Source organism: Streptomyces pactum (genome assembly GCF_016031615.1).
GTDB classification, from domain to species: domain Bacteria; phylum Actinomycetota; class Actinomycetes; order Streptomycetales; family Streptomycetaceae; genus Streptomyces; species Streptomyces pactus.
Window position 1 is genome coordinate 6,817,192 of sequence record NZ_JACYXC010000001.1, and the last position, 26,962, is coordinate 6,844,153.

Genomic DNA, 26,962 nt, shown 5'->3' on the forward strand with positions numbered 1-26,962 from the left:
CCGTCACGGGGCGAGGGAGAACACCTGCGAGGCGCCGAGCGGACCCGCCAGGGCGAGGACGGCCAGGGCCGTGGCCGTGACGAGGCTGACGAGGAGAACGAGGACGGCGAAGATGAGGGTGCCGGTGGTGCCGCGGCCGACCTGCGCCTCCGCCCTGCCCTCCGGGTCGTGGAGGATCTCCACCTGCGCCGTGTACTCGGACGTACCGGTGAGCTGGTGGACCCGGCCCTCCAGGTCGGTGAACTCGTAGGCGTCGGCGTACAGCCGCCGGCCTTCGACGAGGACGCCGTGGGTGCGCAGCCGCCACGTCTCCCGGACGAAGTGCCAGCCCCCGTACACGAAGTGGCGCAGCGGTATCGCGAGGGATCCGAACAGCCAGCACACCAACGCGACGTACCACTCGTACGCGCCGAGGACACCGGCGGTCAGCATCGCCGCGGCCGCCAGCAGGTAGAGGGTCACGGCGACGCGCGCGGCGATGCGGCGCCGGTCGGCGGGCGGCTTCGCGACCGGTGTCTCGGTCACGAGCAGGGAGCCGTCGGCTCTGGGCTCGGTCGAGTCCCGGACGGGCAGTTTCCGCCGGAGTGCCTCGGTGAAGGCCCGCACCGCCGGGGCGCTGCGGCCGTGTACCGTCCACGACGTCGGACGGATCGTCCGCGGCGCGGTGAGGACGACGGTGAAACTCCGTCCGCCGGAACCGGCGCTCTCCATCCGTTCGATGCAGGTGATCGGTATGCGCCTGCGGAAGGCCGGTGTCTTCAGGACCAGCGTGCCCTGTTCGAGCCGCGCCTCGAAGCCGCGGCGGCGTCCGGGCAGGATCACCGCGGAGGCGGTTTCCGGGACCGCGCTCGCACCGGAGGACGTACCCGCTGTCTCGTCCGAGGTCATGGGCAGAGACTAGAGCAGCCGGGATGCGGCTCGGGCCGTTGCCGGGCCCGCCCCGGGGCGGGCCGTTCCCCGGGTGAGGGCAGGGGCCGGTCCTTGAGGCCGATGCGCCTCCGGGGGCCGGCTGGGGACTCTCGATCGGTACTGCCGCTCCGCTACTCGGTGATACCGTATAGCAGTACTCGGTACCACGTAGTACCGGCAGGCTGAGGAGCACCCGCGATGGACGATCTGACCGAGATGTTGAAGGGCACCCTCGAAGGGTGCGTGCTCCACATCATCGGCAGCGAGGAGACGTACGGGTACGCCATCACCCGTCAGCTGAACGAACTCGGCTTCACCGACGTCATCGAAGGGACGGTGTACACCATCCTGCTGCGGCTGGAGAGGAACGGGCTCGTCCAGGTGACGAAACGGCCGTCCGGGGTCGGCCCGCCGCGCAAGTTCTACGCGCTCAACGACGCCGGACGCGAGGAACTCGCGAAGTTCTGGGCGAAGTGGCAGTACCTGTCATCACGCATCGACAAGCTCAAGGAGGGCGGCAGATGAGCTTCTGGGAGAAGGCCACAGGCAGCGATCTCACCAGGGAGTGGCGGGCGTTCGAAGCCCGGGCCGAGGCCTTGCCGCACGACCACCGGGCGGCGTGGGGACAGATCATCGCCCACCTCTTCCCCTACGGCGACTTCACGGGCCGCAACCTGATGCCGATCCTCGACGACGCCCTGGGACTGCTCGAAGGAGCGGCGGCGGACGGGCGGAGCGTCCACGACGTGCTCGGCGACGACATCCGGGACTTCTGCGCCGCGCTCGCCGGCGGAGAAGGGGCGCGAACCTGCCACGACCGGTGGCGCGAGCAGGTGAACCGGAACGTCGCAAGGAAATTGAGCCGGCTGGGAGGCTGACGTGAGCATCCAGGACATCATCGAGGGCAAGAAACAGTGGCGGGCGCACGTGGCTCGGGTCAAGGCTCTCCCACCGGACTACCGGATCGTCTACAAGGAGATGCAGAAGTACCTGTTCAAGGTCGGACCGAACGATCTGCCCGACGGGCCCCTGCTCCCCGGGATCCTCGACTTCTTCGAAGAGGGCGTCGCGGAGGGCAAGGGGGTCCTGGAACTCATCGGCACCGACGTCGCCGCGTTCTGCGACGACCTGGTCAAGGATTCCCCCGCCCGTGCGGATGTCCACCGGGCATCCATCGGCGCGGAATCCGGCGCGGACGAGAGGTGAGGCCCGCGGCCCCGCGCCGGCAGACGTAACGGGCGGGCCGCGTCGCGCCGGACGGCCCGCCCCGCCGGAGCCCGTGCCCCTGCCCGCCGGTCTCGCCCGCGTCCGGGACCTCCGTGACCGCATCTCCCGTGCCGGGGCGCACGGGGTGCCGGCCGCCCGAGCCCGGGCGCGCCGGGCCCCGGCCGGGCGGCGGCGCCCGCTCGCGGCCGTGCGCCCTCGCCTCGCCGGCCGGACGCGGGCGCCCGGCCGGGTCAGTCCGTGAAGTGCGCGGTGAAGGCCGCCGCGTCCCAGGTGCCGCCCAGCGCCGGTGCCAGCCAGCCCGGTGCGCTCGCCCGGAACTCCTCGGGCGGCAGTGCGCCGGCCTCGTCCGGCACCGCGCCGAGCAGCGGCGCACCCGCGTCCTTGGGCAGGTCGGTGAGGTTGCACCGGACCGCCAGGTCCGGGGTGGCGGGCCAGCGGCCGATCACCACCCCGGGGCAGCGCAGCCCCCGGGCGCGCAGCGCCTCGGCCGTCAGGTGGGTGGAGTTGAGGGTGCCCAGGCCGGCCTGGGTGACGACCAGGACCGGTGCGTCCAGCAGCCGGGCCGCGTCGGCGAGCGTCCCGCCCTCCTCGTCGAAGCGGACCAGCAGCCCGCCGGCCCCCTCCACCAGCACCAGGTCGTGCGTGGCGGCGAGCCGCTCGGCCTCGGCCGCGACGTCCTTGGGCCCCACCGTGGGCAGTGCCGCGCGGCGCGCCGCCACGTCCGGGGCGAGCGGCTCGGGGTACCGGGCCAGTTCGGCGCCGGTCACCGGACCGGCCAGCCGTGTGACCTCCGCGACGTCGCCCGGCTCGCCGGCCGCGACGCCGGTCTGCGCCGGTTTGAGCACCGCCACCGTCCGGCCCCGGGCGAGTGCGGCGGCCGCCACGGCCGCCGTCACCACCGTCTTTCCGATCTCGGTGTTGGTACCGGTGACCACGAGCACCGACATGTCTCTCTCCGTACCTTTCTCTTCCTCACCCGACCCCCGACACCCCCACGCACGATCCCCGACGCCCGTCCTCGACGCCGGGCGCGCGGGGGTTCGGGGTGCGGCCGGGGCCGGCCCGGCCGCACCCGGCCCGGACGCGCGGTTCAGCCCGCCAGGGCCGCCGCCCGGACCGCGGCGCAGATCCGCGCCAGGTCCTCGTCGCCGGTCACGAACGGCGGCATGGTGTACAGCAGCTCCCCGAACGGCCGCAGCCACACGCCCTCCCGTATCGCGGCGCGGGTCGCGGCGGCCATGTCCACCGGGTGGTCCAGCTGCACCACGCCGATGGCGCCCAGCACCCGCACGTCGCGGACCCCGGGGAGCCCGGCCGCCTCCGCCAGACCCGACCGCAGCCCGGTCTCGATCCGCTTGACCTCCTGCTGCCAGTCGTGCGACAGCAGCAGGTCGATCGAGGCTCCGGCGACCGCGGTGGCCAGCGGATTGCCCATGAAGGTGGGGCCGTGGGCGAGCACCGGCACCGCTCCGCCGGAGATGCCCTCGGCGATCCGGGTGGTGCACAGCGTGGCGCCCAGCGTGAGATAGCCGCCGGTCAGCGCCTTGCCCACGCACATCACATCGGGCGAGACCCCGGCGTGCCCGGCGGCGAAGAGCGTGCCGGTGCGGCCGAAGCCGGTGGCGATCTCGTCGAAGACCAGCGGCAGGTCGTGCTCGTCGCACAGCTCCCGCAGCACCCGCAGGTAGCCGGGGGAGTGGAAGCGCATCCCGCCGGCGTTCTGCACCACCGGCTCCACGATCACCGCGGCCAGCTCGTCGGTGTGCCGGGCGAACAGCTCCCGCAGATGGGCCACGTACGCCGGGTCCGGCTCGGCGTCGAAACCGGTCGGCGGCGCGTCGGCGAACACCTGTTGGGGCAGCAACCCCGACCACAGATGGTGCATCCCGCCGTCCGGATCGCACACCGACATCGGCTGCCAGGTGTCGCCGTGGTAGCCGCCGCGCCAGGTCAGCAGCCGCTGCCGGCCCGGCCGGCCGACCGACCGCCAGTACTGCAGGCACATCTTCACCGCGACCTCGACCGACACCGAACCGGAGTCGGCCAGGAAGACGTGCTGCAGCGGCTCCGGGGTGATCTCCACCAGCCGGGCGGCCAGCCGCACCGCGGGCTCATGGGTGAGCCCGCCGAACATCACGTGGCTCATCCGGTCCAGCTGGGCGCGGGCCGCCTCGTTCAGCACCGGGTGGTTGTAGCCGTGCAGCGCCGACCACCACGACGACATGCCGTCGATCAGCTCGGTCCGCCCCTCCGCGGGGGCGCCCAGCCGCAGCCGCACCCCCGCGGCCGACTCGACCAGCAGCGGTTCCTGGCGGCCCGGCATCGGCCCGTAGGGGTGCCAGACGTGCTGCCGGTCCAGGGCCAGCAGTTCGCCGGCGGTCAGCGGCTCAGGCATTGGGCGGCAGGTCCGTTCCCGCGCCGCGGCGGCGCACGGCGACCAGGTCGGTGCGCGGCCCGCCGGCGGTGACCGCCTCCGGCGCGTCCGCGCCGTCCGCCGGGACCGCGGCCGGCTCCCCGCCGCCGCACGGCCCGCAGCCGCCCTCGCCGTGGCCCCCGCAGCCGCCGTGGGCGGCCGCGTCCCGGCGGTGCTCGGGCAGGGTGGTGGTGTCCGCTCCCTCCACCTCGAAACCGGCGTCCGCGATCATCGCCAGGTCGTCCTTGCCCGCCTGGCCCTCGCTGGTCAGGTAGTCGCCGAGGAAGATTGAATTCGCCAGGTGCAGCGCGAGCGGCTGCATCGACCGCAGGTGCACCTCACGGCCGCCGGCCAGCCGCACCTCCACGTCCGGGCAGACGAACCGGACCATGGCGAGGATCCGCAGACAGCGCTGCGGCGTGAGGTTCCACTCCTTGGCGAGCGGGGTCCCCTCGAAGGGGATCAGGAAGTTGACCGGCACCGAGTCCGGGTCCAGCTCGCGCAGCGAGAAGACCACGTCCACCAGGTCCTCGTCGCTCTCGCCCATGCCCGCGATCAGGCCGGAGCAGGCCGACATGCCCGCCGCCTGCGCCTGCTGCACGGTCTCCACCCGGTCCGCGTAGGTGTGGGTGGTGGTGATGTCCCCGTAGGTGGCCTCGGAGGTGTTGAGGTTGTGGTTGTACGCGTCGGCGCCCGCGTCCTTCAGCCGCGACGCCTGCCCCTCGGAGAGCAGCCCGAGGCAGGCACACACCTCGACCTCCTCGTTCTGCTCCTTGATCGCGGCGATGGTCTTCGTGACCCGCTCCACGTCGCGGTCGGTCGGCCCGCGCCCGCTGGCCACCAGGCAGACCCGCTTCGCGCCCCCGGCGACCCCCGCGCTCGCCGCGGCCGCCGCCTCCTCGGGCTTCAGCCAGGTGTACTTGAGGATCTCCGCCTTGGAGCCGAGCCGCTGCGAGCAGTACGAGCAGTCCTCCGGGCAGAGCCCCGATTTGAGGTTCACCAGATAGTTGAGCTTCACCCGCCGCCCGAACCAGGCGCGGCGCACCTTGCCCGCCGCCGCCACCACGTCGAGCAGCTCGTCATCGGAGGTCGCCAGGACGGCCAGCGCCTCTTCGCGGGTCGGCGACTCGCGCCGCAGGCCCTTCTCCACCAGCGTGTTCAGCAGATCCATGGCGCTGATCCTGTCCTACGCCACCGCCCCCGGCCAAGGAGAGAACGCACAACGTGGGCGGTTGCAGGTGTGTGTATCGCCACACCCTGTCCCGGCCGCCGAGAGGTTACGTTCTAGCCGTTGCATACAAAACGGGGCCCACGGCCCGAGGCGAGACGCACCCGAAGGACGGCCCATGCCCGCCAAGCGCCAGGACGGTCCGTTCGACTGGATCGACGCACAGCGCGAACAGCGCCGCCGCGCCGGACTCGTCCGCGAGCTGCGGCCCCGGCCGGCCACCTCCCCGCTGCTCGACCTGGCCGGGAACGACTACCTGGGGCTGGCCCGGCACCCCGGGGTGACCGCCGCCGCGGGCGCCGCGGCCCGGGAGTGGGGTGCCGGTTCCACCGGCTCCCGCCTGGTCACCGGCAGCACCGAGCTGCACGCCCGGCTGGAGGCCGAACTCGCCGCCTTCTGCGGGTTCGAGGCCGCGCTGGTGCTCTCCTCCGGCTACGCGGCCAACCTCGCCGCCGTCACCGCGCTGACCGTACGCGGCGGACTGCTGGTCTCCGACGAGTCCAACCACGCCTCGCTCATCGACGGCTGCCGGCTCTCCCGGGCGGAGACCGCCGTGGTGCCGCACGCCGACCCCGAGGCGGTGCGCAAGGCCCTCGACGGGCACGACGGCCCGGCGCTCGCCGTCACCGACTCGGTGTTCTCCGTCGACGGCGACGCCGCCCCGCTGCGCGAGCTGGCGGACGCCTGCCGGGCCGGCGGGGCGGGGCTGCTGGTGGACGACGCCCACGGCCTCGGCGTCCTCGGCGACGGCGGCCGGGGCGCCCCGTACGCCGCCGGGCTGGCCGGCGCCGGGGACGTGGTCGCCACCGTCACCCTCTCCAAGTCCCTGGGCAGCCAGGGCGGCGCGGTGCTCGGCCCGGCCCGGGTCGTCGAGCACCTGGTCAACACCGCCCGGACGCTGATCTTCGACACCGGCCTCAACCCGGCCGCCGCCGGGGCGGCGCTGGCGGCCCTGCGCCTGCTGCGCGGCGAACCGGGGCGCGCGGAGCGCGTGCGCGAGGTGGCCGGCGCCCTGCACGCCGGGCTGACCGCCGCCGGGCTCGCGGCGGTCCGGCCGGACGCGGCGGTGGTCTCGGTCCGCGCCCCGTCCCCGGAGGCCGCGGTGCGCTGGGCGGCGGACTGCCGGGCCGCCGGGCTCGCGGTCGGCTGCTTCCGCCCGCCGTCGGTCCCCGACGGCGTCTCCCGGCTGCGGCTCACCGCACGGGCCGACCTGACGGACGAACAGGTGGCGCGCGCGGTGGAGACCGTCGCCGGCACCGCGCCGCGTCCGGTGTGACGCCCCCGCCGTGTCCGGTGTGACGCCCGCGCCGTGTCCGGTGTGACGCTTGCACCGGGTCCGGTGTGACGCCCCCGCCGCACGTGTGACGGGAGGTCGCAGGGTCGGGGTGTGACGGGAGGTCGCGGAGCCGGGGTGTGCCGGGAGGGCCGCGGAGCCGTGGTGCCTGCGCGCCCGGGCCGGCCTGACGCCGGCGTCCCCTCGGGCGGCGGCAGGACCGTGCCCCCGAGGCCCGGCCTGACGCCGGTGTCCACCGGCCCGGTGGGAGAACGGCGTTCCCGGGGCCGACGTCCGCGGTGCCGCCGCGCCGCGCCCGGTCCCTCCCCGCCCGCCCCGGCGGTGGGTGCCGGTGTCCCCGGGATGCCCTGGTGTCCCCGGGTGCCCGGGCGCACGGTTGCCTCCCCGTACGCCCGGGCGGTGACGTGTGACCCGGCGGAGGCGTGACACCCGCGCTCCGCCCGCGCCGGCCGCGGTGTCCGTACCCCTTGGGCCCGGGGCGTCGGCCGCGTCCCCGGGGTACGCGCCCGGCGTGGCCTTCGGCCGCGCGTTCCGGCGCTTGCCGCGGGTGTGCCCCGGTCCGGCGTGGCGCGCGCCCCGGGGGCGGCGGCGTGACGCCCGGCCGTCGCCCGGGACGGCGTCCTGTACCGCGCCGGGGGCCGGCGGCGCGGCGGGAGCGGCACACGTCACCGCATCGGGCGACAGCCACCCGCTCCGGCGGGCGGATCGCGCACGTCGGCCGGGGAATCGGTGGCACCCTGGCGCGGGGAAGCCGTGCCGGGCCGCGGGCGGCTCCTCCTGACCCGCACATGTGCCCGTCGCCGGGAACCGTCCGCTGGGAGGGAAACAGGCCGCCATGGCAGACCAGCAGGAAGCCTCCGTCACGCTGCCGAGTGAGCCGGCCTCGGTCGGCCGGGCCCGCGGCCATGTCCTCGACGTCCTCGCCGGCTGGGGGCTGCCGGCCGGTACCGAGACCGCCGACACGGTGCGTCTGATCGTCTCCGAGCTGGCCACCAACGCGATCGTGCACACCTGGGGCGAGTCACCCACGTTCACCGTGCTTCTCCGGCTCGTCCGCGACGAAGAGCTGCGGGTGGGGGTCGGCGACAGCCACCGCCGCTGGCCCCGGCGGCTGCCCGCCGCCGTCCAGCAGGACAACGGCCGGGGGCTCGTCATCATCCGCACCCTGGTCGCCGAGGCGGGCGGCCGGCTCCGCGTCACCCCCGCCCGGTCGGGCGGCAAGACGGTGTGGGTCTCCCTGCCCTGGCCGGCGCCGGTCGGCTGACCGCCCCCGACGCGGCGGCGGCCCACGAAAGGCCCCGGACGGCGCCCCCGGGGGTTCCCCGACCGGCCCGGCTCGGCCCGGCCGTCGTGCCGCCGGCTGCCGTCCACGGCCGGCCGGCCGGTAGGCCCTCGGGCGCCTGGGCCGGCAGGGGCCGCGAAGTGGGTGCCCGACGACCGGCCGGGACGCGGACGACGGCCGGGCGACGGCCGGGGTGACGCCGTCCCCGGGACCTTTACCCACGACCGGCGTCCGGCCGGCCCCGCCGCGGCCCCTGCCGGCGGGCGGTCACAGCACCCGCTGCGCCCCGCCCTCCGCGACCCGCGCCTCGGCCAGGGCGCTGATGCGCCGGTAGACCCGGCCGGCGGCGGGCGAGATCAGGTAGTGCGGCATGTCGCCGCGCTCCATCACCCCGTACCGGCTCGTGCCCAGCAGATAGGACGAGTAGAGGATCAGCCCGTCCGGCTCCCGCATGTCGATCGCCAGCGCCGAGAAGCCGGGGAAGGAACCGGTCTGGTAGACCTCCAGGCCGTCCGCCTCGCCGCGGTACCGCTCCTTGAAGCGGCCCAGCCGCTCCAGCGAGTCCTTGATCTTCCGGCTCATGTCCTCCTGGTACTGGCGCGCCAGGGTGGCCGCCGCCTCCGAGACCGGGTCCAGCAGGTAGCAGCGGTAGCGGCCGCCGCGGCGCAGGAAGCCGAGGACGGCGTCGCGGTAGTGCGCGGGACGCTCGGTGGTCACCAGCCGGCGGGAGGCGGCGCGCAGCGCGGTGCCCATGTCGAGGACCTCGATGGCCGCCGCGTCCAGCATCCGGGCCTTCTCCGTCGAACTGGGGCGCTCCGGACAGGTGTGGACGGTACTGCCCCCGGCCAGGCCCCGGGCGGCCAGCCAGGCCCGGCGGGCGGCGCCCGGGCGGTCGTCGTCGGCCATCAGGAAGACCCGTTTGCCCTCGTGCTCCCCGACCTCCTCGAAGAGCGGGGCGTACCCGCCGGCGGTGCGGTGCACGTCCTCCGAGACCGCCACGCAGTCCCGCGGGACGGCCTTCTCCAGGTGCGCGGCCAGATTGATGTCGGGGGAGTGGATGGCCCCGGTCCCGCCCGGCCCGGCGTGCCGGATGGTGCCCTTGTGCACGGCGATCCGCAGGTGCAGCCCGCCGGCGACCCCGGCCCGGGCGAACTCGTCCCGCAGGTGCCGCAGGTCCAGGGTGAGGATCGCGCGGGCGGCCTCCAGGACCACGTCACGGGCGACGCTCTCGCTCTCGTCGTGCACGGCGAAGAATCCGCCGTCCCCGCGCCACGACCACAGTTCGGCGCGGGCGCAGCGGTGCCCGGACGCCAGCTGTCCCACCCGGGCGGCGATCCGGTCGCGCAGCAGGTCGAAGGCGTGGGCCGCCCGGTCGCGCGGATTGGCCAGCACGATCGAGGAGTAGCCGGCGGTGTCGATGAAGAGCAGGTACACATGGTCGTAGGTGCGATCGGGCTGGAACTGCTCGTGCGGCATTCGGCCCCCCAGCTGTGTCCGGCCCTCCATGATGCCGCGCCGGCGGCCCGGGAACACCGGTGGCGTCGGGGGTTCCGGTCCGGCACCGCCCGGCGCGGCACCGGTGGCATGGCCGGCGGGACCGCCCGCGGCGGGCGGCGCACGGCCCGTCGCCGGGGCGCCGGGGCCCTGCCACAGGGCGTACCGGTCCTGCCGGCCGGCCCGGGGGTGGCCACCGGGCCGGCCGGCAGGACCGGGGGTGGCCACCGGGCCAGCGGCCCCGGGCGCGCCCGGCGGGCCGGCAGGCAGCGGAGGTGCCCGGCGGGCCGGCGCTCCCGGGCGCCCCCGGAGAGGGCCGGGCGGGGTCAGCGGACGCGCCCGTACCACACGCTGTTCGACCAGATCCGTTCCAGCCGCACCACCGCCCCGGTCTTGGGGGAGTGCCAGATCCGGTTCCGCCCGGCGTAGATGCCCACGTGGTAGACGTGGCCGCGGGAGTGGAAGAACACCAGGTCACCGCGGTGCCGCTGGGACGCCCTGATGTGCCGGGTGTGGTTGTACTGCGCCGCGGCGGTGCGCGGCAGCCGCTTGCCGACCCGTTTGAAGGCGTACAGCGTCAGCCCCGAACAGTCGAAGCGGTAGGGGCCGGTGGCCCCCCATTGGTAGGGGGACCCCTGTTTGGACGCCGCGACCCGCAGCGCCCTGGCGGACACCGCGGCGGCCTCCGCGTCGGTCGCCAGCGACGGGACCAGCAGCGCCCCGAGGGCGGCGGCGGTCACGGCTGTGGTGGTGGTGCGGAACCGGGCGGTTGCCGGGGCCGCGGGATTCTGCGTGCGCGTGCTCATGACGCACCCCTTCGTCAGCCGCCTGTGAAGGGAGTCCTGTCGGGTTCGGGCAGGCGAAGAATGCCCGGCCGCTCGCGCGGCTTCACCCCAGGGGCCACCGGTCGCCTGCGCGCCGCCGGCCCCGCACTGCCGGGTCCTCCACTCCCGCCGTCAAGCCGGTGTCGAGCAGGGCCCGGCGCGGCGGCGGGATTCGGCGTCCGGCCGGGCTGCCTCGCCGCTGTGACGAGGGCTTGTCGTCCCTGGGATCGTCACGCACCGGCCGGACGATTCCGGGCAGACACCGCGTATGTGACCTTCGCCACATATCGACCGATCGAGGGACACACCGCATGGCACACCGGAACTGACATACGGTCCGGTCGCGGGGACGACCCGGTGCCGGCCGGGGTGTGCGGCCTACCGGTGCCGCTGCCGGAACGCCGGTGGTCCGCAACTCGGGCCACCGGGTCCGTGACCGGCCGGCTGGGCCGACCGGCGGACCCCGAACGGCGGACGCGCCGGTGTGCCGGTCACCCCCGCGCACCGCCGACCGGCCGTGCGCGGTGCCCACGGCCGGGGCCCGGTGCACACGGCCGGGGCCTCCGGCGCACCGCGGCCCGGGTCCCGGCGGGCGGGAACCCGGGCCGCGGCGGAGGCCGGCGAAGCGAGCGTCAGGAGCTGAGCCGCCAGACGGCGTGGGCGATCGCGTCGGTGTTCCGGTCCAGCGCCACCGGGTCGATGTTCGTGACCGAGTCGCAGGAGGAGTGGTAGCACGGGTCGAACGGCCGGCCCGCGGTACCGCCCCACTTGTCGGCCTGTGTCCGGCTCTTGGCGGTCTCCGCGCCGCTGAACAGCCCGCCCACCCGGATGCCCGCGTCCTGGAACGGGGTGTGGTCGGAACGGCCGTCGCCCTCGGTCTCCGCCTCGGTGGCGACTCCCCGGTCCGCGTACCAGTCGGTGAAGACCTCCTCCAGCTCCGGGTCGTCGTCGTAGACGAAGTAGCCGGCGTTGCGGGAGCCCAGCATGTCGAAGTTGAGGTACGCGTCGATCCTCGCGCGGTCGTCGGCGGCCAGCCCGTCCACGTAATGGCCGGAGCCGACCATGCCGTACTCCTCGGCGCCCCACCAGACGAACCGCAGGTGCCTCGTGGGCTTCAGGCCGGACTCCGCCACGGCCAGCGCGACCTCCAGGACGGCGGCCGAGCCCGAGCCGTTGTCGTTGATCCCGGGGGCGCCGGGCACCGAGTCCAGGTGTGAACCGGCCATCACGACGTGTTCGGCATCGCCGCCCGGCCAGTCGGCCACCAGGTTGTAGCCGGTGCTGCCGTCGTAGGAGAACCGCTGGACCGTGGTGGCGAAACCGGCGGCGTCCAGCTTCGCCTTGAGGTGGTCGACGGACGCCCGGTAGCCGGGGCTGCCGTGCGCCCGGTCGCCGCCGTGGCGTTCGGCGATGGTCTGGAGGGCGGCCAGGTCGGCACGGACCGCCGCGACGTCGATGTCGGGGGCCGCCGCGGCGGCGGACGGGGGCGCCGCCTGGGCGTCCGCGGCGCCGGTGAGCAGGACCGAGGTGAGCGCGGTACAGACACCGGCCGCGAGCGCGGCCCGGTGCCGGGATGCGGTTCGGGACACAGGTGGGCTCCGTAGGGGTGTGGGGGTCGGGGCGGAGCGGGCGGTGCGGGGTGTGGGATGTGCGGGTGTGGGATGTGGGATGTGGGCGATGAGCAGGGTGCGGGTGGTGGGAGGGGTGGGGGAGGCCGGCGCGGGGATCGACTGGTGATCAGCTCACGTCAAGAGCGGATACCGGTCCGCCAATTCCGGCAAGCCGAGCCGCCCGTCCGGGGGACCGGATCACCCTCTCCGCGCCTCGGACCTCCTCCGGCCGGGCCCTTCCGGCCGGGCGGGGCGGCGCCGCGCCGCGGTCCCGGCCGGGCGGACCGGGGGCGGCCGGGGTGAGCGGGGTCAGCGGTCCGGGAGGCGCCGGCGCCGCCTGACACCGGCGCCTCCCGCGAACCGTGGGTTGGTGAGCCCGGTGAAACCCGGTGAACCCGGAGGGGCCCGGTGAAGCCCGGTGCCGTCCGGTGGGCCCGGCGAAAACCGGTGCCGTCCGGTGGGGTCGGTGGACGGACGCGGGCCGGCGGACCGGCCGGGTGCCGTGCCGCGCGGACCGCCCGCGGCGAAGCCCGGCCGGCGGTGTCCCGGGGCCGTGGACCGCCGCACCCGGCGCGGCCCGAACGAGGAACGGCGCGAATCAGGAACGGCCCGGTGCCCGTGGGCCCGTCGCCGCCGGTGAGGCCCGCGGGTCGGCGGGCCCGGTCCGGTGGGTCCGGCAGTGCCTCCCCGGCCCCGCCGAATCCGGTGGACGGCGACGGCGTGCGGCCGGGCCGGCCGGGGCGTGCGGGGCGCGTGGGGCCGGTGGGTGCCCGGAGGGAGACGCGCACACCGGCCGGCCGGCGTACCGCCATGACCTGGCAAAGTCGTGGTTATGTCGAGGGAAAAGGTTACGCCGCAATCGGCAATACCTCGGGACAACCGGCGCGGCCGCAGGTCGGCGGCGTGCTGAACTCGACCGGGGGCTCCGTCGGCGGACCGGGCAGCGGCCTGGGCGGCCGCGCGGCCCGCCGGGCGGCGTGCCCGGCGCCCGCCGCGTCCGGTGCGGCGGCCGGAGGACGAGGTGAGGTGTAGGTGCGACTGAGCCCGCACGAACAGGAACGGCTGCTCATCCATGTGGCGGCCGAGGTGGCCGAGAAGCGGCGGGCGCGCGGGGTGCGCCTCAACCACCCCGAGGCGGTCGCCCTGATCACCGTGCACGTCCTCGAAGGCGCCCGGGACGGGCGCTCGGTGGCCGAACTCATGTCCTCCGGACGGGAGGTGGTCCGTCGTGACGAGGTGATGGACGGGGTGCCGGAGATGATCCGCGACGTCCAGGTCGAGGCCACCTTCCCCGACGGCACCAAGCTCGTCACCGTCCACCAGCCCATCGTCTGACCGCCGGAGAGACACCGTGATACCCGGAGAGATCCTCCTGGCCGAGGACCCCGTGCCGCTCAACGAGGGGCGGCCGGTGACCCGGCTGACCGTGCTCAACACTGCCGACCGCCCGGTGCAGGTCGGCTCGCACTACCACTTCGCCGAGACCAACCCCGGCCTCGACTTCGACCGGGCGGCGGCCCACGGGCTGCGGCTGCACATCCCGGCCGGCACCGCCGTGCGCTTCGAGCCGGGCATCCCGGTCGAGGTGGCCCTGGTGCCCCTCGCCGGTGCCCGGATCGTCCCCGGACTGCGCGGTGCCGTCGCCGGCCCGCTGGACCCGGTGCCCGCGGACGCCCCCGGACCACTGGACCCGGCACCCGGCGCGCCCGCCGGGCCGCGGGCCCGGGGTGCCGGCGGGGGTGAGCGGTGAACCGGATCAGCCGCGCCGACCACGCCGAACTCTTCGGTCCCACCACCGGCGACCGGGTCCGGCTCGCCGACACCGATCTGCTGATCGAGATCGAGGAGGACCGGGCCGGCGGGCCCGGCCGGGCCGGCGACGAGGCGGTGTTCGGCGGCGGCAAGGTGATCCGCGAGTCGATGGGCCAGTCCCGCGCCACCCGCGCCGACGGCGCGCCCGACACGGTGATCACCGGTGCGGTCGTCCTCGACCACTGGGGCGTGGTCAAGGCCGACGTGGGCCTGCGCGACGGGCGGATCACCGGCATCGGCAAGGCCGGAAACCCGGACACCATGGACGGCGTCCACCCGGATCTCGTCATCGGCCCCGAGACCGAGGTCATCTCCGGCAACGGCAAGATCCTCACCGCCGGGGCGATCGACGCCCATGTGCACTTCATCTGCCCGCAGATCGCCGACGAGGCCCTGGCCTCCGGCATCACCACCCTGGTCGGCGGGGGCACCGGGCCGGCCGAGGGCAGCAAGGCCACCACCGTCACCCCCGGTTCCTGGCACCTCGCCGCGATGTTCGAGGCGCTGGAGGCATACCCGCTGAACATCGGGCTGCTGGGGAAGGGCAACACCGTCTCCGCCGAGGCGATGTACGCCCAGCTCCGCGGCGGCGCGGTCGGCTTCAAGATCCATGAGGACTGGGGCGCCACCCCGGCCGTCATCGACGCCTGCCTGAAGGTCTGCGACGCCACCGGCGCCCAGGTCGCCCTGCACACCGACACCCTCAACGAGGCCGGGTTCGTCGGCGACACGCTGGCCGCCATCGCCGGCCGGACCGTGCACGCCTACCACACCGAGGGCGCCGGCGGCGGGCACGCGCCGGACATCATCACCGTGGTCTCCCGGCCCAACGTGCTGCCCAGCTCCACCAACCCGACCCGCCCGCACACCGTCAACACGCTTGAGGAACACCTCGACATGCTGATGGTCTGCCACCACCTCAACCCGGCCGTGCCGGAGGACCTGGCCTTCGCCGAGTCCCGCATCCGGCCCAGCACCATCGCCGCCGAGGACGTCCTCCACGACCTCGGGGCGATCTCCATCATCTCCTCGGACTCCCAGGCCATGGGACGGATCGGGGAGGTGGTGCTCCGCACCTGGCAGACCGCGCACGTGATGAAACGGCGCCGGGGCGCGCTGCCCGGCGACGGCCCCGCCGACAACCTGCGGGCCCGCCGCTACGTCGCCAAATACACCATCAACCCGGCGGTCGCGCAGGGCATGGACCACGAGATCGGCTCGGTGGAGACCGGCAAGCTCGCCGACCTGGTGCTGTGGGACCCGGCGTTCTTCGGCGTACGGCCGGAACTGGTGATCAAGGGCGGCCGGATCGCCTACGCGCAGATGGGCGACGCCAACGCCTCCATCCCCACCCCGCAACCGGTGCTGCCCCGCCCGATGTTCGGGGCCGTGGGACGCGCCGCGGCCGCCTGCTCGCTCAACTTCGTGACCGCGACCGCGCTGGACGCCGCCCTCCCCGAGCGGCTGGACCTGCGCAAGCCGTTCACCGCCATCCGTAGCACCCGCGGCGTCACCAAGGCGGACATGCGCCTCAACGACGCCCTGCCGGCGGTGGAGGTGGACCCCGACACGTTCACCGTCACCATCGACGGGGAGCCGGTGGAGCCCGCGCCGGTCGCCGAGCTCCCCATGGCCCAGCGGTACTTCCTGTTCTGATGGCCGCCGACACCCCCCGAGCGGCCCTGCTGGCCCTCGCCGACGGCAGGTTCCCGGCCGGCGGCCACGCGCACTCCGGCGGCGCGGAGGCCGCCGTGGCCGCGGGCCGCATCCACGACGCGGCCACGCTGGAGGCGTTCTGCCGGGGCAGGCTGCACACCGCCGGCCTCACCGCCGCCGGCCTCGCCGCCGCGGCCGCCGCCGGGATGGACCCGCTGCTGCTGGACGAGGCCGCCGACGCCCGCACCCCCTCCGCGGCGCTGCGGGCCACCGCCCGCCGGCTGGGCCGCCAGATGCTGCGCGCCGGCCGCGCCGCCTGGCCCGCCCCGGAACTGGACGCGCTCGACGCGGCCCGCCCGCGCGGCGTCCACCAGCCGGTGGTGCTCGGCCTGGTGGTGCGCGTCGCGGGCCTGCCGCCCGGGGACGCCGCCCACCTCGCCGGGTACGAGGCGGTCAGCGGCCCGGCGACCGCCGTGGTGCGGCTGCTGGGCCTGGACCCCTTCGAGGCCACCGCGGTGCTCGCCCGTCTCTCCGGCGAGGTGGACCGGGTCGCCGCGGACGCCACCGCGGCGGCCCGGCGCGCGGTGCGTGCCGGGCCTGGTGAACTGCCCGCCGCCTCGGCCCCGCTGCTCGACATCACCGCCGAGGCCCACGCGAGCTGGCCGGTACGCCTCTTCGCCTCCTGACCCAGGTCTCCCGCCAGGGGGCCGCCCCCGCGCCCCCCGCGGACCGCCCGCCCCTGACCCACCCCGACGACCCGCATCCGCCCCCCTGCCCGCCAACGGGCCCGCACCGAACCCGGAGCCGCCGTGCACCTCGACCACCCTGAGACCTACCCCCCACCGGCACACCTACGGCGCGGCCGGCCCGCACCGCCCCGACGGCAGCCGCCGCACGCTCCGCATCGGGCTGGGCGGACCGGTCGGCTCCGGCAAGACCGCCACCGTGGCGGCCCTGTGCCGGGCGCTCCGCGACGAGCTGCGCATCGCGGTGGTCACCAACGACATCTACACCCGGGAGGACGCCGAGTTCCTGCTGCGCGCCGCGGTACTGCCGCCCGAGCGCATCACCGCGGTGGAGACCGGGGCCTGCCCGCACACCGCCATCCGGGACGACATCTCCGCCAACCTGGAGGCCGTCGAGGAGCTGGAGGACACCGCCGGCCCGCTGGACCTGGTGCTGGTGGAGTCCGGCGGGGACAACCTGACCGCCACCTTCTCCAAGGGGCTGGTGGACGCCCAGGTGTTCGTCATCGACGTGGCGGGCGGCGACGACATCCCCCGCAAGGGCGGCCCCGGCGTGACCACCGCCGACCTGCTGGTGGTCAACAAGACCGACCTCGCCCCGTACGTCGGCTCCGACCTGGACCGGATGGCCCGCGACGCCGCCGCCCAGCGGGGCGCGCTGCCGGTGGTCTTCACCTCCCTGGTCGCCGAGGACGGTGTCCGGCCGGTCGCCGACTGGGTCCGCGCGCGGCTCGCCGCCTGGACACCCGCCCAGGCATGACCGGCACCACCGGACCGGCACCGGGCACCCCGGCCGGCGCCACCCGGCAGCGGCCCGGCGGCCCGGTACGGGGACCGCGGGCCGGCGACCGCCCGGCCGCCGCGGCCCCCGGCGGCCGCACCGCCGCCGCCCCGGCAACCCCCGACGGGAACACCGCGACCCCTCCCGGTACCGCGCCGTCCCCCGGCACCGCGCCCTCTGCCGCCGGCGTCACCGCCGCGGCCCGCCTCACCGCGGCCCCCGACGGGCGCGGCGGCACCGCCCTGACCCGGCTGGACAGCGCCGGGCCGCTGGCCCTGCGCCGGCTCGCGCACCGCGGGCCGCAGGCCCGGGTGGCGCTGGTCGGCGCGATGAGCGCACCGCTGGGCGGCGACCGGCTGAGCCTCACCGCGGAGCTGGCCGACGGCGCCCGGCTGCGGTTCACCACCGTCGCAGCCACCCTGGCGCTGCCCGGCCGGACCGCCGCGCCCGCCCGCTACGACACCTCGCTCACGGTGGGCGAGGACGCGGTCCTCCACTGGCTGCCCGAGCCGCTGATCTCGGCCCGCGGCAGCGACCTGCGGGTGCGCACCCGGGTCGAGCTGGCCGCCACCGCCCGGCTGGCGCTCCGGGAGGAACAGGTCCTGGGGCGCGCCGGTGAACCGCCCGGCGACCTCACCACCCGCCTCACCGTCCACCGCGCGGGGCGCCCGCTGCTGGACCAGGAGCTGCGGTACGGGCCGGGCGCGCCCGGCTGGGACGGCCCGGCGGTGCTCGGCGGCCACCGGGCGGTCGGCCAACTCCTGGTGGTGGACCCGGCGTTCGAGGACCGGCCGCCGGGCCCGGTGGCGCTCGGCGGGACCGCGGTGGTCACCCGGCCGGCCGGACCGGCGGTGCTCGTCACCGCCGTGGCGGACGACGCGCTGCGACTGCGCGCGTTGTTCGATCATGTGTCCGACCTCACGGCTTGGTAAAGAAACACCTGTTTGACCTGTACCAATCGGGGAAAGGCGCGCGAGGATCCTCCTGCCACTGTGATCTTTCGCCGCCACGAGCGGCGTATCAATGCAGGGGGAGTTACCTACGTGAGACGTACAGCAATCTTCGGCGCCACCGGTGGCGTCGTGACCGGCGTGCTCATAGCCGGGGCGCTGGCCGCGCCCTCGGCCAGCGCCGGCCAGAGCACGCCCGGCGGCAGCGCCGAGGCCCGCGGTGTGAAGGTCGCCGCGGACCGCGCCGCCAAGGCGGGCATCGACTGGCAGACCTGTCCGGCGGACTGGAACCTGCCCAACGGCATCAAGTGCGGCTTCGTCAGCGTTCCGCTGGACTACGCCAAGCCCAACGGCCGCCAGATCAAGATCGCGGTCGACAAGGCCGACAGCACCGGCACGCCGCAGGAGCGCCAGGGCGCCCTGATCTACAACCCCGGCGGCCCCGGCGGCTCGGGTCTGCGCTTCCCGGTCCGGGTCACCTCCAAGAGCCCCCTGTGGACCAAGACCGCCAAGGCCTACGACTTCGTCGGCTTCGACCCGCGCGGTGTCGGCCGGTCCACCCCCATCTCCTGCGTGGACCCGCAGGAGTTCGTCAAGGCCCCGAAGCTCGACCCGGTGCCGGACAGCGAGGCCGACAAGCGGGTGCAGCGCAAGCTCGCCCGCGAGTACGCGCAGGGCTGCAAGGAGCGCAGCGGCTGGATGCTGCCGCACATGACGACGCCCAACACCGCCCGTGACGTGGACGTCATCCGCGCCGCCCTCGGTGAGAAGAAGCTCAACTTCCTCGGCGTCTCCTACGGCACCTACCTCGGCGCCGTCTATGCCACCCTCTTCCCCGACCACGTGCGCCGCATGATCGTGGACAGCGTGGTGAACCCCTCGCGGGAGAAGATCTGGTACCAGGCCAACCTGGACCAGGACGTCGCCTTCCAGATGCGCTGGGACGACTGGAAGGCGTGGGTCGCCAAGAACGACGCCGCCTACCACATCGGCGACACCCCCGAGAAGGTCCAGAAGCAGTGGGAGACCCTGCGGGCCGCCGCCAAGAAGAAGCCGATCGGCGGCGTCGTCGGTCCGGCCGAGCTGCTCTCCTTCTTCCAGAGCGCCCCGTACTACGACTCGGCGTGGACCTCCGTCGCCCAGGTGTGGAGCAAGTACCTCGCCGGTGACGAGCAGGCCCTGATCGACGCCGCGGGCCCCGACATGTCGGACACCGCGGGCAACATCTCCGCCGAGAACGGCAACGCCGTGTACACCGCGGTGGAGTGCGCCGACGCCAAGTGGCCCACCAGCTGGAGCAAGTGGAACCGGGACAACACCCGGCTGCACAAGGACTACCCGTTCCTCACCTGGTCCAACGCCTGGATGAACCTGCCGTGCGCCACCTGGGGCGTGCCGCAGCAGACCCCGATCGACGTGAAGTCCGGCAAGGGGCTGCCGCCGGTGCTCATCGTGCAGGCCACCCGCGACGCCGCGACCCCGTACGAGGGCGCCGTGGAGCTGCACAAGCGCCTCAAGGGCTCCCGCCTGATCACCGAGAAGGACGCCGGTTCGCACGGTGTCACCAACCTGAACAACTCCTGCATCAACGAGCGGGTGGACGCCTACCTGCTGAACGGCACGGTGGACGCCAAGGACGTGACCTGCGCGCCGCACGCCACCCCGCAGCCGGCCAAGTGACATCAGCGCCTGAGCTGTGACCCGCGGCAAGGCCGCGGACCGCGCCCCGCTCCGCCCCGCGGAGCGGGGCGCGGGCACGTCCGTCCCCGCCCGGCGGACCCACCGGACGATCTTGACCTCAACCGCGGTCGAGGTTCTACGGTCGCGCCATGAGCACGATTGTGGTGACCGGCGCGACCGGCAACGTGGGCCGGCACATCATCCCCGCCCTGGCGGAACAGGGGCACACCGTACGGGCGCTGGTGCGCGATCCGGACCGTGCCGCCCTGCCCCGCGGCGTGACCGCGGTGCGCGGCGACCTGGCCGACCCCGGCACCCTGGAGCCGGCGCTGCGCGGCGCCGACGGGGTGTACCTGATGTGGCCCGGCCTCCCGGTCCGCCCCCGCGTGGTGGAGCTGATCGCCGAACACACCGAACGGGTCGTGTACCTCTCCACCGACGTCCCCGACCTCGCCGACGGCGAGCCGCCCGCCGTCTTCCACCAGGAGATCGAACGGCAGATCCGAAACTCCGGCCTGGCGTGGACCTTCGTACGGGCCATCGACTTCGCCACCAACACCCTGGCCTGGGCGGACCGGATCCGGCAGGGCGTGGTGCGGCTGCCCTACGGACGTGCCGCCAGGTCCCTGATCCACGAGCGCGACATCGCGGAGGTGGCGGTGCGCGCGCTGACCACCGACGGCCACGACGGGGCCGCGTACCTGATCACCGGTCCCGAGTCGATCCCCCAGGCCGAGCTGGTCCGGATCATCGGCGAGGAGACCGGCATCACGGCCCGGTGGGAGGAGCTGCCGGTGGAGACCGCCCGCGAGCAGCTCGCCGCGGCCTGGGGCAGCGCGGAGTTCGCCGACGCCCGGCTGCGGGCCTGGGCGTCCTTCGTGGACACCCCGGAACGGGTCACCGACACCGTGGAGCGACTCCTCGGCCGTCCCGCGCGGACCTTCCGCTCCTGGGCGCGGGAGCACGCCGACGACTTCCGCCGGCCGCCGGGCGACCGGTCGGCCGCACCGTGAACGGCACGGAACGGCGCACGACCGTGCAACGGCACGGGGGAACGCGCGAGCGTGAACGGGACAGCGCGCGAGCGTGCACGGCACGGAAGTGCGTGAAAGGGCAGGGGAGCGGGGTCCGGGCCGGCGGGAGAACCCGCCCGCGCGGACCCGCACACCCCGGTCAGGCCCGCGCCACGACCACGCCCACGGTGAGCAGCCCCAGCACCGCCCAGCTGAACCACAGCCAGCTGTTGCCGCCCAGCGCCACCGTGTAGAGGGTCGCCAGCACCAGGCCGGCCACCGTGCCCGCCGCCATCGCCTTCGCAGATCCCGGCATCCCCGCACCTCCTCCACGAGGTCCGGACGGTGCTCCCCCGGACCACGGCCTCGGAGGTCCATGGTCCCGCGGCCCCGGCCGGACCGCCAGGCTGCGGACGGCACCGGAGCCGTACCGGCTTCCCGCGGCCGGCGGTCGGGCGCACCGCCGTCCCCGGCGCGCGAGCGGTGCCGCGGACCGGGGACCGCCGGCCCGGCGCCGACTCGGACCGGACCCGGCGTCCGGCCGGACACCAGGTCCGGCCGGACGCCGGGCGGGCCGGTGCGCCATCAGGCCGGGCCGGGCAGGTAGGCCAGGCCGTGGGCGCCGGGCTCGCCGCGCCGGGCGATGTCCAGCCGGGTCAGCTCCCGCATCGTCTCCAGGTCGACGAGGTGGACGGTGGACGAGACGACGCAGGCCACATAGGCGATCCGGCCGTCCGGCGAGGAGGTGATGGTCAGCGGGAAGCGCCCCACGTCGAGTCCGCCCAGCTCCTCACGGGTCTCCGCGGAGAACACCGTGAGGCGGCCCGGAGCCTGGCGCCCGAGCCGGGACACCGGATCGGCCTCGGCGCGCACCTCGCCCACGAGCAGCTTCCCGGTCGCGGTCAGGTGCACCGGCAGGACGACGTTCCGCGTGGGCAGGGTGTCCACCACGGACGCCGTCCGGGCGTCGATGACCCGGATCCCGGTGGCCGGCCGCCGCTCGCCGGCGGAGAAGGAACCGGCGTACGGCGCGGCGACGAAGACGTGCGCGCCGTCCGCGGAGACGGCCAGTCCCTCGCTGCCGGGCACCTCGACCTTCGTTGTCAGGGTGCCCCGCCGCAGATCGACCACCGAGACGAACGGGGCCTCCTTGTTGGTGGCATAGCCCCACCTGCCCGCCGGATCGATGGCGAACCAGTGCGGGCCGGGCGCACCGGTGTCGATGCGGCCCACCGGCCGGCGGGTTCCGGTGTCGATCACCACGACACCGCCGGGCCGGTCCGCCGAGCCCTCCACGCTCACGTACAGCAGGCCGCGCGCCGCGTCCAGCGCCAGTCCGTGCGGCCCGTGTTCCGGAGCGAGGTCGATCACCTCGACGATGCGGCGTGCGTCCGGGTCGACGGCCGTCAGCTCGGTGCGCCGGCCGCCGTTCGCGTGGTAGTAGCCGGAGCGGTACGCCGTGGTGCACCACAGCAGCCGCTGCGCCGGGTCGAAGCACAACTCGTGCGGCTCGGACGGGAGTTCCACGGTGCCGAGGTGCCGGTCGTCGACGGCGTCGAAGAATGAGACGGTCGGCCCGCTCTGGCTGACCACGGCCAGGACGTCGCCTTCCCGGCCGGCGCGGGGTGAGTGCTGCACACAGGGCTCCTTCGAACGGCGTGACGGGGATGCCACGCGTCGTGCGCGATCACCACCACTGTGCGCACCAGCCGTTTCCGGCACCATGCAAAGATTGGCAACCCATTCTTGCCCCGAGCGTGACAACGCAGCTCAGGAGGGATCGTGGACCTCAACTTGCTCCGTGTCCTGGACGTCCTGCTCCAGGAGAACAGCGTGACCCGGGCCGCGGAGCGGCTCGGCACCTCGCCCGCCGCCGTCAGCCGGGCGCTGGCCCGGCTGCGCCGTGCCGTCGGCGACCCGCTGCTGGTCCGCGCGGGCCAGCGGATGGTCCCGACCCCGCGCGCCCTGGAGCTGCGGGAGGAGGTCGGCGCGTTGCTGCGCGGCTGCGAGAACGTCCTGCGCCCCGGCACCGGCTTCGACCCGGCGCATCTCCGGCGCACCTTCACCGTGCAGGCCACCGACCTGCTGCTGGCCGGGCTGGCCGGCACCCTCATCGACCGGCTGCGCGCCCGGGCCCCGCAGGTGGACGTGGTCTTCCTCCCCGAGGCGCTGGAGGGCGGCCCCGCACTGCGGCAGGGCGCGGTCGATGTCGAACTGGGCGTCCTGGGGCACCTCGACCCGGAGATCCGGACCCGCCCGCTCACCCGGGTGCCGCTGGTCGGCGTCGCCCGCGACGGCCACCCCCTCTTCGAGGGACGGATCGACGCCCGCCGGTTCGCCGCCGCCGACCACATCGGCATATCCCGGCTCGGCCGGCGCCTCGGCCCCATCGACACCGCGCTCGCGGACCTCGGGCTGCGGCGCCGGGTCGCGGTGGTGGTACCCAGCCACACCAGCGCGATGCTGCTCGCCCGGGACACCGACCTCGTCGCGCTCACCGTGGCCCAGTGGCTCCCCGGCACCGTCTCCGCGCTGGGGCTGCGCACCTTCCCCATCCCCCTGGACCTGGCCCCCCTGGACCTCGGCATGGCCTGGCACCCGCGCACCGCGGCCGACCCGGCGCACCGCTGGTTCCGGGACCATCTGGCGGCCTCGGTGCGGGCCCTCCCGGCGCCGCCGGACGGCGGCCCCCGGTCAGTGCGGCGGCGTGACCCGCACCGGCCGCCCGGCGGCACCGGCGGACGGTGCCATGGGCGCGGCGGTGCGGCGTGAGGGCGCGCAGCGGTGGTGTCGCTTGGGGTACCGCGGTGCGGTGGGAAGGGGAAGCGGTGGTGCGGTGAGTGGGACCGGAAGGGTACGGCGGCGCGGCGGGGAGGGAGCGGTGGCGGCCCCGCACCGGACGGCGCCGGGGCCCGTACCGGTTCTCCACCGGTACGGGCCCCGGCGAGGGGACGTGATCGATGCGTCTAGCGGCTGCGCGCCTGGAGCGAGGCCAGGTAGGCGTTGTACGCCTCCAGCTCGCGGTCACCGTCCCGGTCGGCGACCCGGTCGGTGCGCCGCGCCTGCCGCTGCTCGGACCGGTACCACTGGTAGACCAGCGCCAGCAGCACGACCACCGAGGGGATCTCGCTGAACGCCCAGGCGATGCCACCCGCGGCGTTCTGGTCGCTCAGCGCGTCGATGCCCAGTGAGGCGGGCGGGTGCTCGTAGGCGGACACCATGGGCTCCGAGGCCATCATCAGCGAGATGCCGAAGAAGGCGTGGAAGGGCATCCCCGCGAACAGCTCCAGCATCCGCATCACGTACCCCGGCCGGTGCGGCCCGGGGTCCACGCCCATGATCGGCCAGAAGAAGACCAGGCCCACCGCCAGGAAGTGGGCCATCATCGCGATGTGCCCGGCCCGGGTCTCCATCAGGGTGTCGAACAGCGGGGTGAAGTACAGCCCGTACAGGCTCGCGATGAACATCGGGATGGTGAACGCCGGATGCGTGATCACCCGCATGTACCGGCTGTGCAGCAGCGCCACCAGCAGCTCGCGCGGCCCCCTGCGGCCCCGCCCGGCGGCCGGCAGCGCGCGCAGCGTCAGCGTCACCGGGGCGCCGAGCAGGATCAGGATCGGCGACAGCATGCTGATCACCATGTGCTGCACCATGTGCACGCTGAACATGACCATGCCGTACTCGTTGAGCTTGGTGCACATCACCACCGCGATGGTGAGCACACCGGTGGTGAACGCCACCACCCGGCCGACCGGCCAGGCGTCGCCGCGCCGCCGCAGCCGCAGCACCCCCCAGCCGTACAGGGCCAGCGCCAGCAGGCAGCCGACGAGGAAGAACGTGTCGCCACCGAACTCCAGCCCGCGTGACAGTGTGAACGGCGGCAGATCCATCGTCGTGCCGTGTCCGCCGTGGTCCATCCGATCTCCCTGTTCTGCTGGGTTTGCACCGATGCGCCCCACCAGCGCCCCACCAGGGTAGAACCGCCCCCGCCGGCGGCTCCCGGCGGGGGCGGCACCACGCCGGCGCGCCGTCCCGGCACGCCCGCGGGTTCCGGGCGTCAGCCCACCGCGGGCACGCGGCGCACCGGACGCACACGGCTCACAGCACGCACTCGGCCTCCCCGTACCGGTCGGCCGGCACGGTCTTCAGCCGCTCCACCGCGTCGGCCAGCGGCACCAGGGTGATCGCGGTGCCGCGCAGCGCCGTCATCATGCCGAACCGGTGGGCGTGCGCGGCCTCCACCGCGTGCCAGCCGAAGCGGGTGGCCAGCACCCGGTCGTAGGCGGTGGGCGTGCCGCCGCGCTGCACATGGCCCAGGATCACCGGGCGGGCCTCCTTGGCCAGCCGCCGCTCCAGCTCCACCGAGAGCTGCCGGGCGATGCCGGCGAACCGCTCGTGCCCGTAGACGTCCGTGCCGCCGGTGTCGAACTCCATCGTCCCGGCGCGCGGCTTGGCGCCCTCCGCGGCGACCACGATGGCGAACTTCTTGCCCGCCTCGAACCGCCGGCCGACCACCTCGGTCAGCTCGTCGATGTCGAAGGGACGCTCCGGGACCACGATCGCGTGCGCGCCCGCGGCCATGCCCGAGTGCAGCGCGATCCAGCCGGTGTGCCGGCCCATGACCTCCACGATCAGCACCCGCTGGTGCGACTCGGCGGTGGTCTTCAGCCGGTCCAGGGCCTCGGTGGCCACGCCCACCGCGGTGTCGAAGCCGAAGGTCACGTCGGTGCCGGCGATGTCGTTGTCGATGGTCTTGGGCACCCCCACGATCGGCAGGCCGGCGTCGGACAGCAGCCGCGCCGCCTTCAGGGTGCCCTCGCCGCCGATCGGGATGACCGCGTCCAGACCCAGGTCGGCGACGTGCCCCTTGGCTCGCTCCACGCCGTCCCGCAGGTGCGCCGGCTGGACCCGGGAGGAGCCGAGGATGGTGCCGCCGCGGGCCAGGATGCCGGCGACCGCGTCGAGGTCGAGCGGGCGGTGATCGCCCTCCAGCAGACCCTTCCAGCCGTCGTGGAAACCGATGACCTCGTCCCCGTGGTCCACGACGGCGCGGTGGACGACGGAGCGGATGACGGCGTTCAGACCGGGGCAGTCGCCGCCGGAGGTGAGCACACCAATACGCATTAGTCCGAGATACCTCTGCAACTCAACCGGACGGTGCCCGGACCCCGTCGTCCGGTCGGATCACCGTCACCCTAAACCAGTTGCCGGGCTCTCCCGGGTGTGTGGCCACCTGGTGGACGCCACCCCGCGGGAGCGGCGCCCACCGGCCGGTCGGGTGCTCAGGCGGACTGGGTGGCCGCCGCGATCCGCTCCGCCCGCAGCGCGTCGTACCACTGGTCGTTGACCGGCGGCAGCGCGTTGACGTCCAGCGCGAGCTTGAGCAGCAGGTCCGCGATGAGCGGGTTGCGGGCGAGCACCGGGCCGTGCATGTAGGTGCCGAAGACGGTGTCGTTGTACGCGCCCTCGAAGCCGTCCCCGGTGCCGTTGCCGTTGCCGAACCGCACCCGGGCGAACGGCCGGGCGGTGGGGCCCAGGTGCGTGACGCCCTGGTGGTTCTCGAACCCGGTCAGCGGCGGAAGCCCCAGCCGCTCGTCGATGTCGGCCAGCACGTCGCCGACGCACCGGGCGCCCTCGCCGCGGGTGCTGACCACGTCCAGCAGGCCGAGCCCCGGCTCCCGCTGGCCGAGGTCGTTGATGAACTCGTGGCCGAGGATCTGGTACCCGGCGCACACCGAGAACACGATCGCCCCGTTGGCGACCGCGCGGTTCAGCCCGCCGTCCCGGCGCAGCCGCTCGGCCGCCAGCCGCTGCGGCCGGTCCTCGCCGCCGCCGATCAGGTAGATGTCCCCCGAGGTGGGGATGTGCTGGTCGGACCGGACGTCCAGCCGGGAGACGTCCAGGCCGCGCTGGCGCGCGCGGCGCTCCACGACCAGCGCGTTGCCCTGGTCTCCGTAGGTGCTCAGCAGGTCGGGGTACACCCACACCAGGCGCAGGCTGTTCTGGCTCATGATGGCAATCCTTCTCCGTACTGCCCAGCGGG

At 74.9% G+C, this 26,962-nt stretch carries 25 protein-coding genes and 1 pseudogene; 14 read left to right on the top strand and 12 right to left on the bottom strand.

What is annotated here, in order from left to right:
- Nucleotides 1-3: 3 nt before the first annotated feature.
- Entirely contained in the window at nucleotides 4-888 is an 885-nt protein-coding gene (locus IHE55_RS31840; RefSeq protein ID WP_232265713.1) for a hypothetical protein, read from the bottom strand.
- A gap of 219 nt (nucleotides 889-1,107) precedes the next feature.
- Between IHE55_RS31840 and IHE55_RS26950 the strand changes: the two genes are divergently transcribed.
- The 3 genes from IHE55_RS26950 to IHE55_RS26960 are packed head-to-tail and all read left to right on the top strand — an operon-like array spanning nucleotide 1,108 to nucleotide 2,115.
- The gene (locus tag IHE55_RS26950) at nucleotides 1,108-1,434 is read left to right on the top strand and encodes a PadR family transcriptional regulator (RefSeq protein WP_197991407.1); all 327 of its coding nucleotides are present in this window, start codon (nucleotides 1,108-1,110) and stop codon (nucleotides 1,432-1,434) included.
- A complete protein-coding gene (locus tag IHE55_RS26955) occupies nucleotides 1,431-1,787 on the top strand; it encodes a DUF1048 domain-containing protein (RefSeq protein WP_197991408.1) in 357 nt (118 codons plus the stop codon). The genes IHE55_RS26950 and IHE55_RS26955 overlap by 4 nt, the downstream gene beginning before the upstream one ends.
- Before the next feature lies 1 nt (nucleotide 1,788).
- Nucleotides 1,789-2,115: a DUF1048 domain-containing protein gene (locus IHE55_RS26960; RefSeq protein WP_197991409.1), complete on the top strand. Its 327-nt coding sequence runs from the start codon at nucleotides 1,789-1,791 to the stop codon at nucleotides 2,113-2,115.
- A gap of 251 nt (nucleotides 2,116-2,366) precedes the next feature.
- On the opposite strand, the gene bioD is transcribed toward IHE55_RS26960, so the two are convergent.
- From bioD to bioB, 3 genes are all read right to left on the bottom strand, one after another.
- Nucleotides 2,367-3,083, bottom strand: a complete 717-nt coding sequence (gene bioD / locus IHE55_RS26965) for a dethiobiotin synthase (protein WP_197991410.1) — start codon at nucleotides 3,081-3,083, stop codon at nucleotides 2,367-2,369.
- A 143-nt stretch (nucleotides 3,084-3,226) separates the two neighbouring features.
- Complete coding sequence (locus tag IHE55_RS26970; protein WP_197991411.1) at nucleotides 3,227-4,531, bottom strand: adenosylmethionine--8-amino-7-oxononanoate transaminase; 1,305 nt, start codon at nucleotides 4,529-4,531, stop codon at nucleotides 3,227-3,229.
- Nucleotides 4,524-5,720, bottom strand: a complete 1,197-nt coding sequence (gene bioB, locus IHE55_RS26975) for a biotin synthase BioB (protein ID WP_197991412.1) — start codon at nucleotides 5,718-5,720, stop codon at nucleotides 4,524-4,526. Before bioB ends, IHE55_RS26970 begins: the two co-directional genes overlap by 8 nt.
- A gap of 175 nt (nucleotides 5,721-5,895) precedes the next feature.
- Between bioB and IHE55_RS26980 the strand changes: the two genes are divergently transcribed.
- Both IHE55_RS26980 and IHE55_RS26985 read left to right on the top strand, forming a co-directional pair.
- Nucleotides 5,896-7,053, top strand: a complete 1,158-nt coding sequence (locus IHE55_RS26980) for an 8-amino-7-oxononanoate synthase (protein ID WP_197991413.1) — start codon at nucleotides 5,896-5,898, stop codon at nucleotides 7,051-7,053.
- An 853-nt stretch (nucleotides 7,054-7,906) separates the two neighbouring features.
- Nucleotides 7,907-8,335: an ATP-binding protein gene (locus IHE55_RS26985; protein ID WP_197991414.1), complete on the top strand. Its 429-nt coding sequence runs from the start codon at nucleotides 7,907-7,909 to the stop codon at nucleotides 8,333-8,335.
- Between the two features lie 285 nt (nucleotides 8,336-8,620).
- Here IHE55_RS26985 and IHE55_RS26990 read toward each other — a convergent pair whose 3' ends face one another.
- From IHE55_RS26990 to IHE55_RS27000, 3 genes are all read right to left on the bottom strand, one after another.
- On the bottom strand, nucleotides 8,621-9,829 hold the full coding sequence (locus tag IHE55_RS26990) for a nucleotidyl cyclase domain-containing protein (protein WP_197991415.1): 1,209 nt from the start codon (nucleotides 9,827-9,829) through the stop codon (nucleotides 8,621-8,623).
- Between the two features lie 344 nt (nucleotides 9,830-10,173).
- Nucleotides 10,174-10,653, bottom strand: coding sequence for a C40 family peptidase (locus tag IHE55_RS26995; RefSeq protein ID WP_197991416.1), 480 nt, complete (start codon nucleotides 10,651-10,653; stop codon nucleotides 10,174-10,176).
- Nucleotides 10,654-11,303: 650 nt separating this feature from the next.
- Nucleotides 11,304-12,260 (bottom strand): M28 family metallopeptidase, encoded by a 957-nt coding sequence (locus IHE55_RS27000; protein ID WP_197991417.1) that lies wholly within the window; start codon nucleotides 12,258-12,260, stop codon nucleotides 11,304-11,306.
- A 1,053-nt stretch (nucleotides 12,261-13,313) separates the two neighbouring features.
- Here IHE55_RS27000 and IHE55_RS27005 point away from each other — a divergent pair.
- The 8 genes and pseudogenes from IHE55_RS27005 to IHE55_RS27040 all read left to right on the top strand — a co-directional run bounded on the left by IHE55_RS27005 (nucleotide 13,314) and on the right by IHE55_RS27040 (nucleotide 20,919).
- Nucleotides 13,314-13,616, top strand: a complete 303-nt coding sequence (locus tag IHE55_RS27005; protein ID WP_197991418.1) for an urease subunit gamma — start codon at nucleotides 13,314-13,316, stop codon at nucleotides 13,614-13,616.
- Nucleotides 13,617-13,632: 16 nt separating this feature from the next.
- On the top strand, nucleotides 13,633-14,031 hold the full coding sequence (locus IHE55_RS27010) for an urease subunit beta (protein ID WP_197991419.1): 399 nt from the start codon (nucleotides 13,633-13,635) through the stop codon (nucleotides 14,029-14,031).
- Nucleotides 14,028-15,749, top strand: a complete 1,722-nt coding sequence (locus IHE55_RS27015) for an urease subunit alpha (RefSeq protein ID WP_197991420.1) — start codon at nucleotides 14,028-14,030, stop codon at nucleotides 15,747-15,749. Before IHE55_RS27010 ends, IHE55_RS27015 begins: the two co-directional genes overlap by 4 nt.
- On the top strand, nucleotides 15,749-16,435 hold the full coding sequence (locus tag IHE55_RS27020) for an urease accessory protein UreF (protein WP_197991421.1): 687 nt from the start codon (nucleotides 15,749-15,751) through the stop codon (nucleotides 16,433-16,435). The genes IHE55_RS27015 and IHE55_RS27020 overlap by 1 nt, the downstream gene beginning before the upstream one ends.
- Nucleotides 16,436-16,558: 123 nt before the next feature.
- Nucleotides 16,559-17,255 (top strand): annotated as a pseudogene (ureG, locus tag IHE55_RS27025) (urease accessory protein UreG).
- Nucleotides 17,256-17,518: 263 nt separating this feature from the next.
- Nucleotides 17,519-18,208, top strand: coding sequence for an urease accessory protein UreD (locus tag IHE55_RS27030; RefSeq protein WP_232266894.1), 690 nt, complete (start codon nucleotides 17,519-17,521; stop codon nucleotides 18,206-18,208).
- A 111-nt stretch (nucleotides 18,209-18,319) separates the two neighbouring features.
- Nucleotides 18,320-19,906, top strand: a complete 1,587-nt coding sequence (locus tag IHE55_RS27035) for an alpha/beta hydrolase (protein WP_197991423.1) — start codon at nucleotides 18,320-18,322, stop codon at nucleotides 19,904-19,906.
- Nucleotides 19,907-20,055: 149 nt separating this feature from the next.
- A complete protein-coding gene (locus IHE55_RS27040; RefSeq protein ID WP_197991424.1) occupies nucleotides 20,056-20,919 on the top strand; it encodes an SDR family oxidoreductase in 864 nt (287 codons plus the stop codon).
- A 160-nt stretch (nucleotides 20,920-21,079) separates the two neighbouring features.
- Here the strand turns inward: IHE55_RS27040 and IHE55_RS27045 are convergent, their stop codons facing one another.
- Nucleotides 21,080-21,235, bottom strand: a complete 156-nt coding sequence (locus IHE55_RS27045) for a hypothetical protein (RefSeq protein WP_197991425.1) — start codon at nucleotides 21,233-21,235, stop codon at nucleotides 21,080-21,082.
- A 269-nt stretch (nucleotides 21,236-21,504) separates the two neighbouring features.
- Nucleotides 21,505-22,557, bottom strand: a complete 1,053-nt coding sequence (locus tag IHE55_RS27050; protein WP_197991426.1) for a YncE family protein — start codon at nucleotides 22,555-22,557, stop codon at nucleotides 21,505-21,507.
- 144 nt (nucleotides 22,558-22,701) lie between these two features.
- On the opposite strand from IHE55_RS27050, the gene IHE55_RS27055 reads away from it, so the two are divergent.
- Nucleotides 22,702-23,691 carry a LysR family transcriptional regulator gene (locus IHE55_RS27055; protein WP_197991427.1) on the top strand — a complete coding sequence of 330 codons (990 nt, stop codon included), beginning with the start codon at nucleotides 22,702-22,704 and terminating at the stop codon, nucleotides 23,689-23,691.
- 194 nt (nucleotides 23,692-23,885) lie between these two features.
- Here IHE55_RS27055 and IHE55_RS27060 read toward each other — a convergent pair whose 3' ends face one another.
- The 3 genes from IHE55_RS27060 to IHE55_RS27070 form a co-directional block, all read right to left on the bottom strand.
- Nucleotides 23,886-24,836: a cytochrome c oxidase assembly protein gene (locus IHE55_RS27060; protein WP_197991428.1), complete on the bottom strand. Its 951-nt coding sequence runs from the start codon at nucleotides 24,834-24,836 to the stop codon at nucleotides 23,886-23,888.
- 181 nt (nucleotides 24,837-25,017) lie between these two features.
- Complete coding sequence (locus IHE55_RS27065; RefSeq protein ID WP_197991429.1) at nucleotides 25,018-26,043, bottom strand: 6-phosphofructokinase; 1,026 nt, start codon at nucleotides 26,041-26,043, stop codon at nucleotides 25,018-25,020.
- A 158-nt stretch (nucleotides 26,044-26,201) separates the two neighbouring features.
- Nucleotides 26,202-26,930, bottom strand: a complete 729-nt coding sequence (locus IHE55_RS27070) for a type 1 glutamine amidotransferase (protein WP_197991430.1) — start codon at nucleotides 26,928-26,930, stop codon at nucleotides 26,202-26,204.
- Nucleotides 26,931-26,962 lie beyond the last annotated feature (32 nt).

Coding starts and splice junctions, on each gene's coding strand:
- IHE55_RS31840 (WP_232265713.1), bottom strand. CDS start 888: ATGACCTCGGACGAGACAGCGGGTACGTCCTCCGGTGCGAGCGCGGTC.
- IHE55_RS26950 (WP_197991407.1), top strand. CDS start 1,108: ATGGACGATCTGACCGAGATGTTGAAGGGCACCCTCGAAGGGTGCGTG.
- IHE55_RS26955 (WP_197991408.1), top strand. CDS start 1,431: ATGAGCTTCTGGGAGAAGGCCACAGGCAGCGATCTCACCAGGGAGTGG.
- bioD (WP_197991410.1), bottom strand. CDS start 3,083: ATGTCGGTGCTCGTGGTCACCGGTACCAACACCGAGATCGGAAAGACG.
- IHE55_RS26970 (WP_197991411.1), bottom strand. CDS start 4,531: ATGCCTGAGCCGCTGACCGCCGGCGAACTGCTGGCCCTGGACCGGCAG.
- bioB (WP_197991412.1), bottom strand. CDS start 5,720: ATGGATCTGCTGAACACGCTGGTGGAGAAGGGCCTGCGGCGCGAGTCG.
- IHE55_RS26980 (WP_197991413.1), top strand. CDS start 5,896: ATGCCCGCCAAGCGCCAGGACGGTCCGTTCGACTGGATCGACGCACAG.
- IHE55_RS26985 (WP_197991414.1), top strand. CDS start 7,907: ATGGCAGACCAGCAGGAAGCCTCCGTCACGCTGCCGAGTGAGCCGGCC.
- IHE55_RS26990 (WP_197991415.1), bottom strand. CDS start 9,829: ATGCCGCACGAGCAGTTCCAGCCCGATCGCACCTACGACCATGTGTAC.
- IHE55_RS26995 (WP_197991416.1), bottom strand. CDS start 10,653: ATGAGCACGCGCACGCAGAATCCCGCGGCCCCGGCAACCGCCCGGTTC.
- IHE55_RS27020 (WP_197991421.1), top strand. CDS start 15,749: ATGGCCGCCGACACCCCCCGAGCGGCCCTGCTGGCCCTCGCCGACGGC.
- IHE55_RS27040 (WP_197991424.1), top strand. CDS start 20,056: ATGAGCACGATTGTGGTGACCGGCGCGACCGGCAACGTGGGCCGGCAC.
- IHE55_RS27045 (WP_197991425.1), bottom strand. CDS start 21,235: ATGCCGGGATCTGCGAAGGCGATGGCGGCGGGCACGGTGGCCGGCCTG.
- IHE55_RS27060 (WP_197991428.1), bottom strand. CDS start 24,836: ATGGACCACGGCGGACACGGCACGACGATGGATCTGCCGCCGTTCACA.
- IHE55_RS27065 (WP_197991429.1), bottom strand. CDS start 26,043: ATGCGTATTGGTGTGCTCACCTCCGGCGGCGACTGCCCCGGTCTGAAC.
- IHE55_RS27070 (WP_197991430.1), bottom strand. CDS start 26,930: ATGAGCCAGAACAGCCTGCGCCTGGTGTGGGTGTACCCCGACCTGCTG.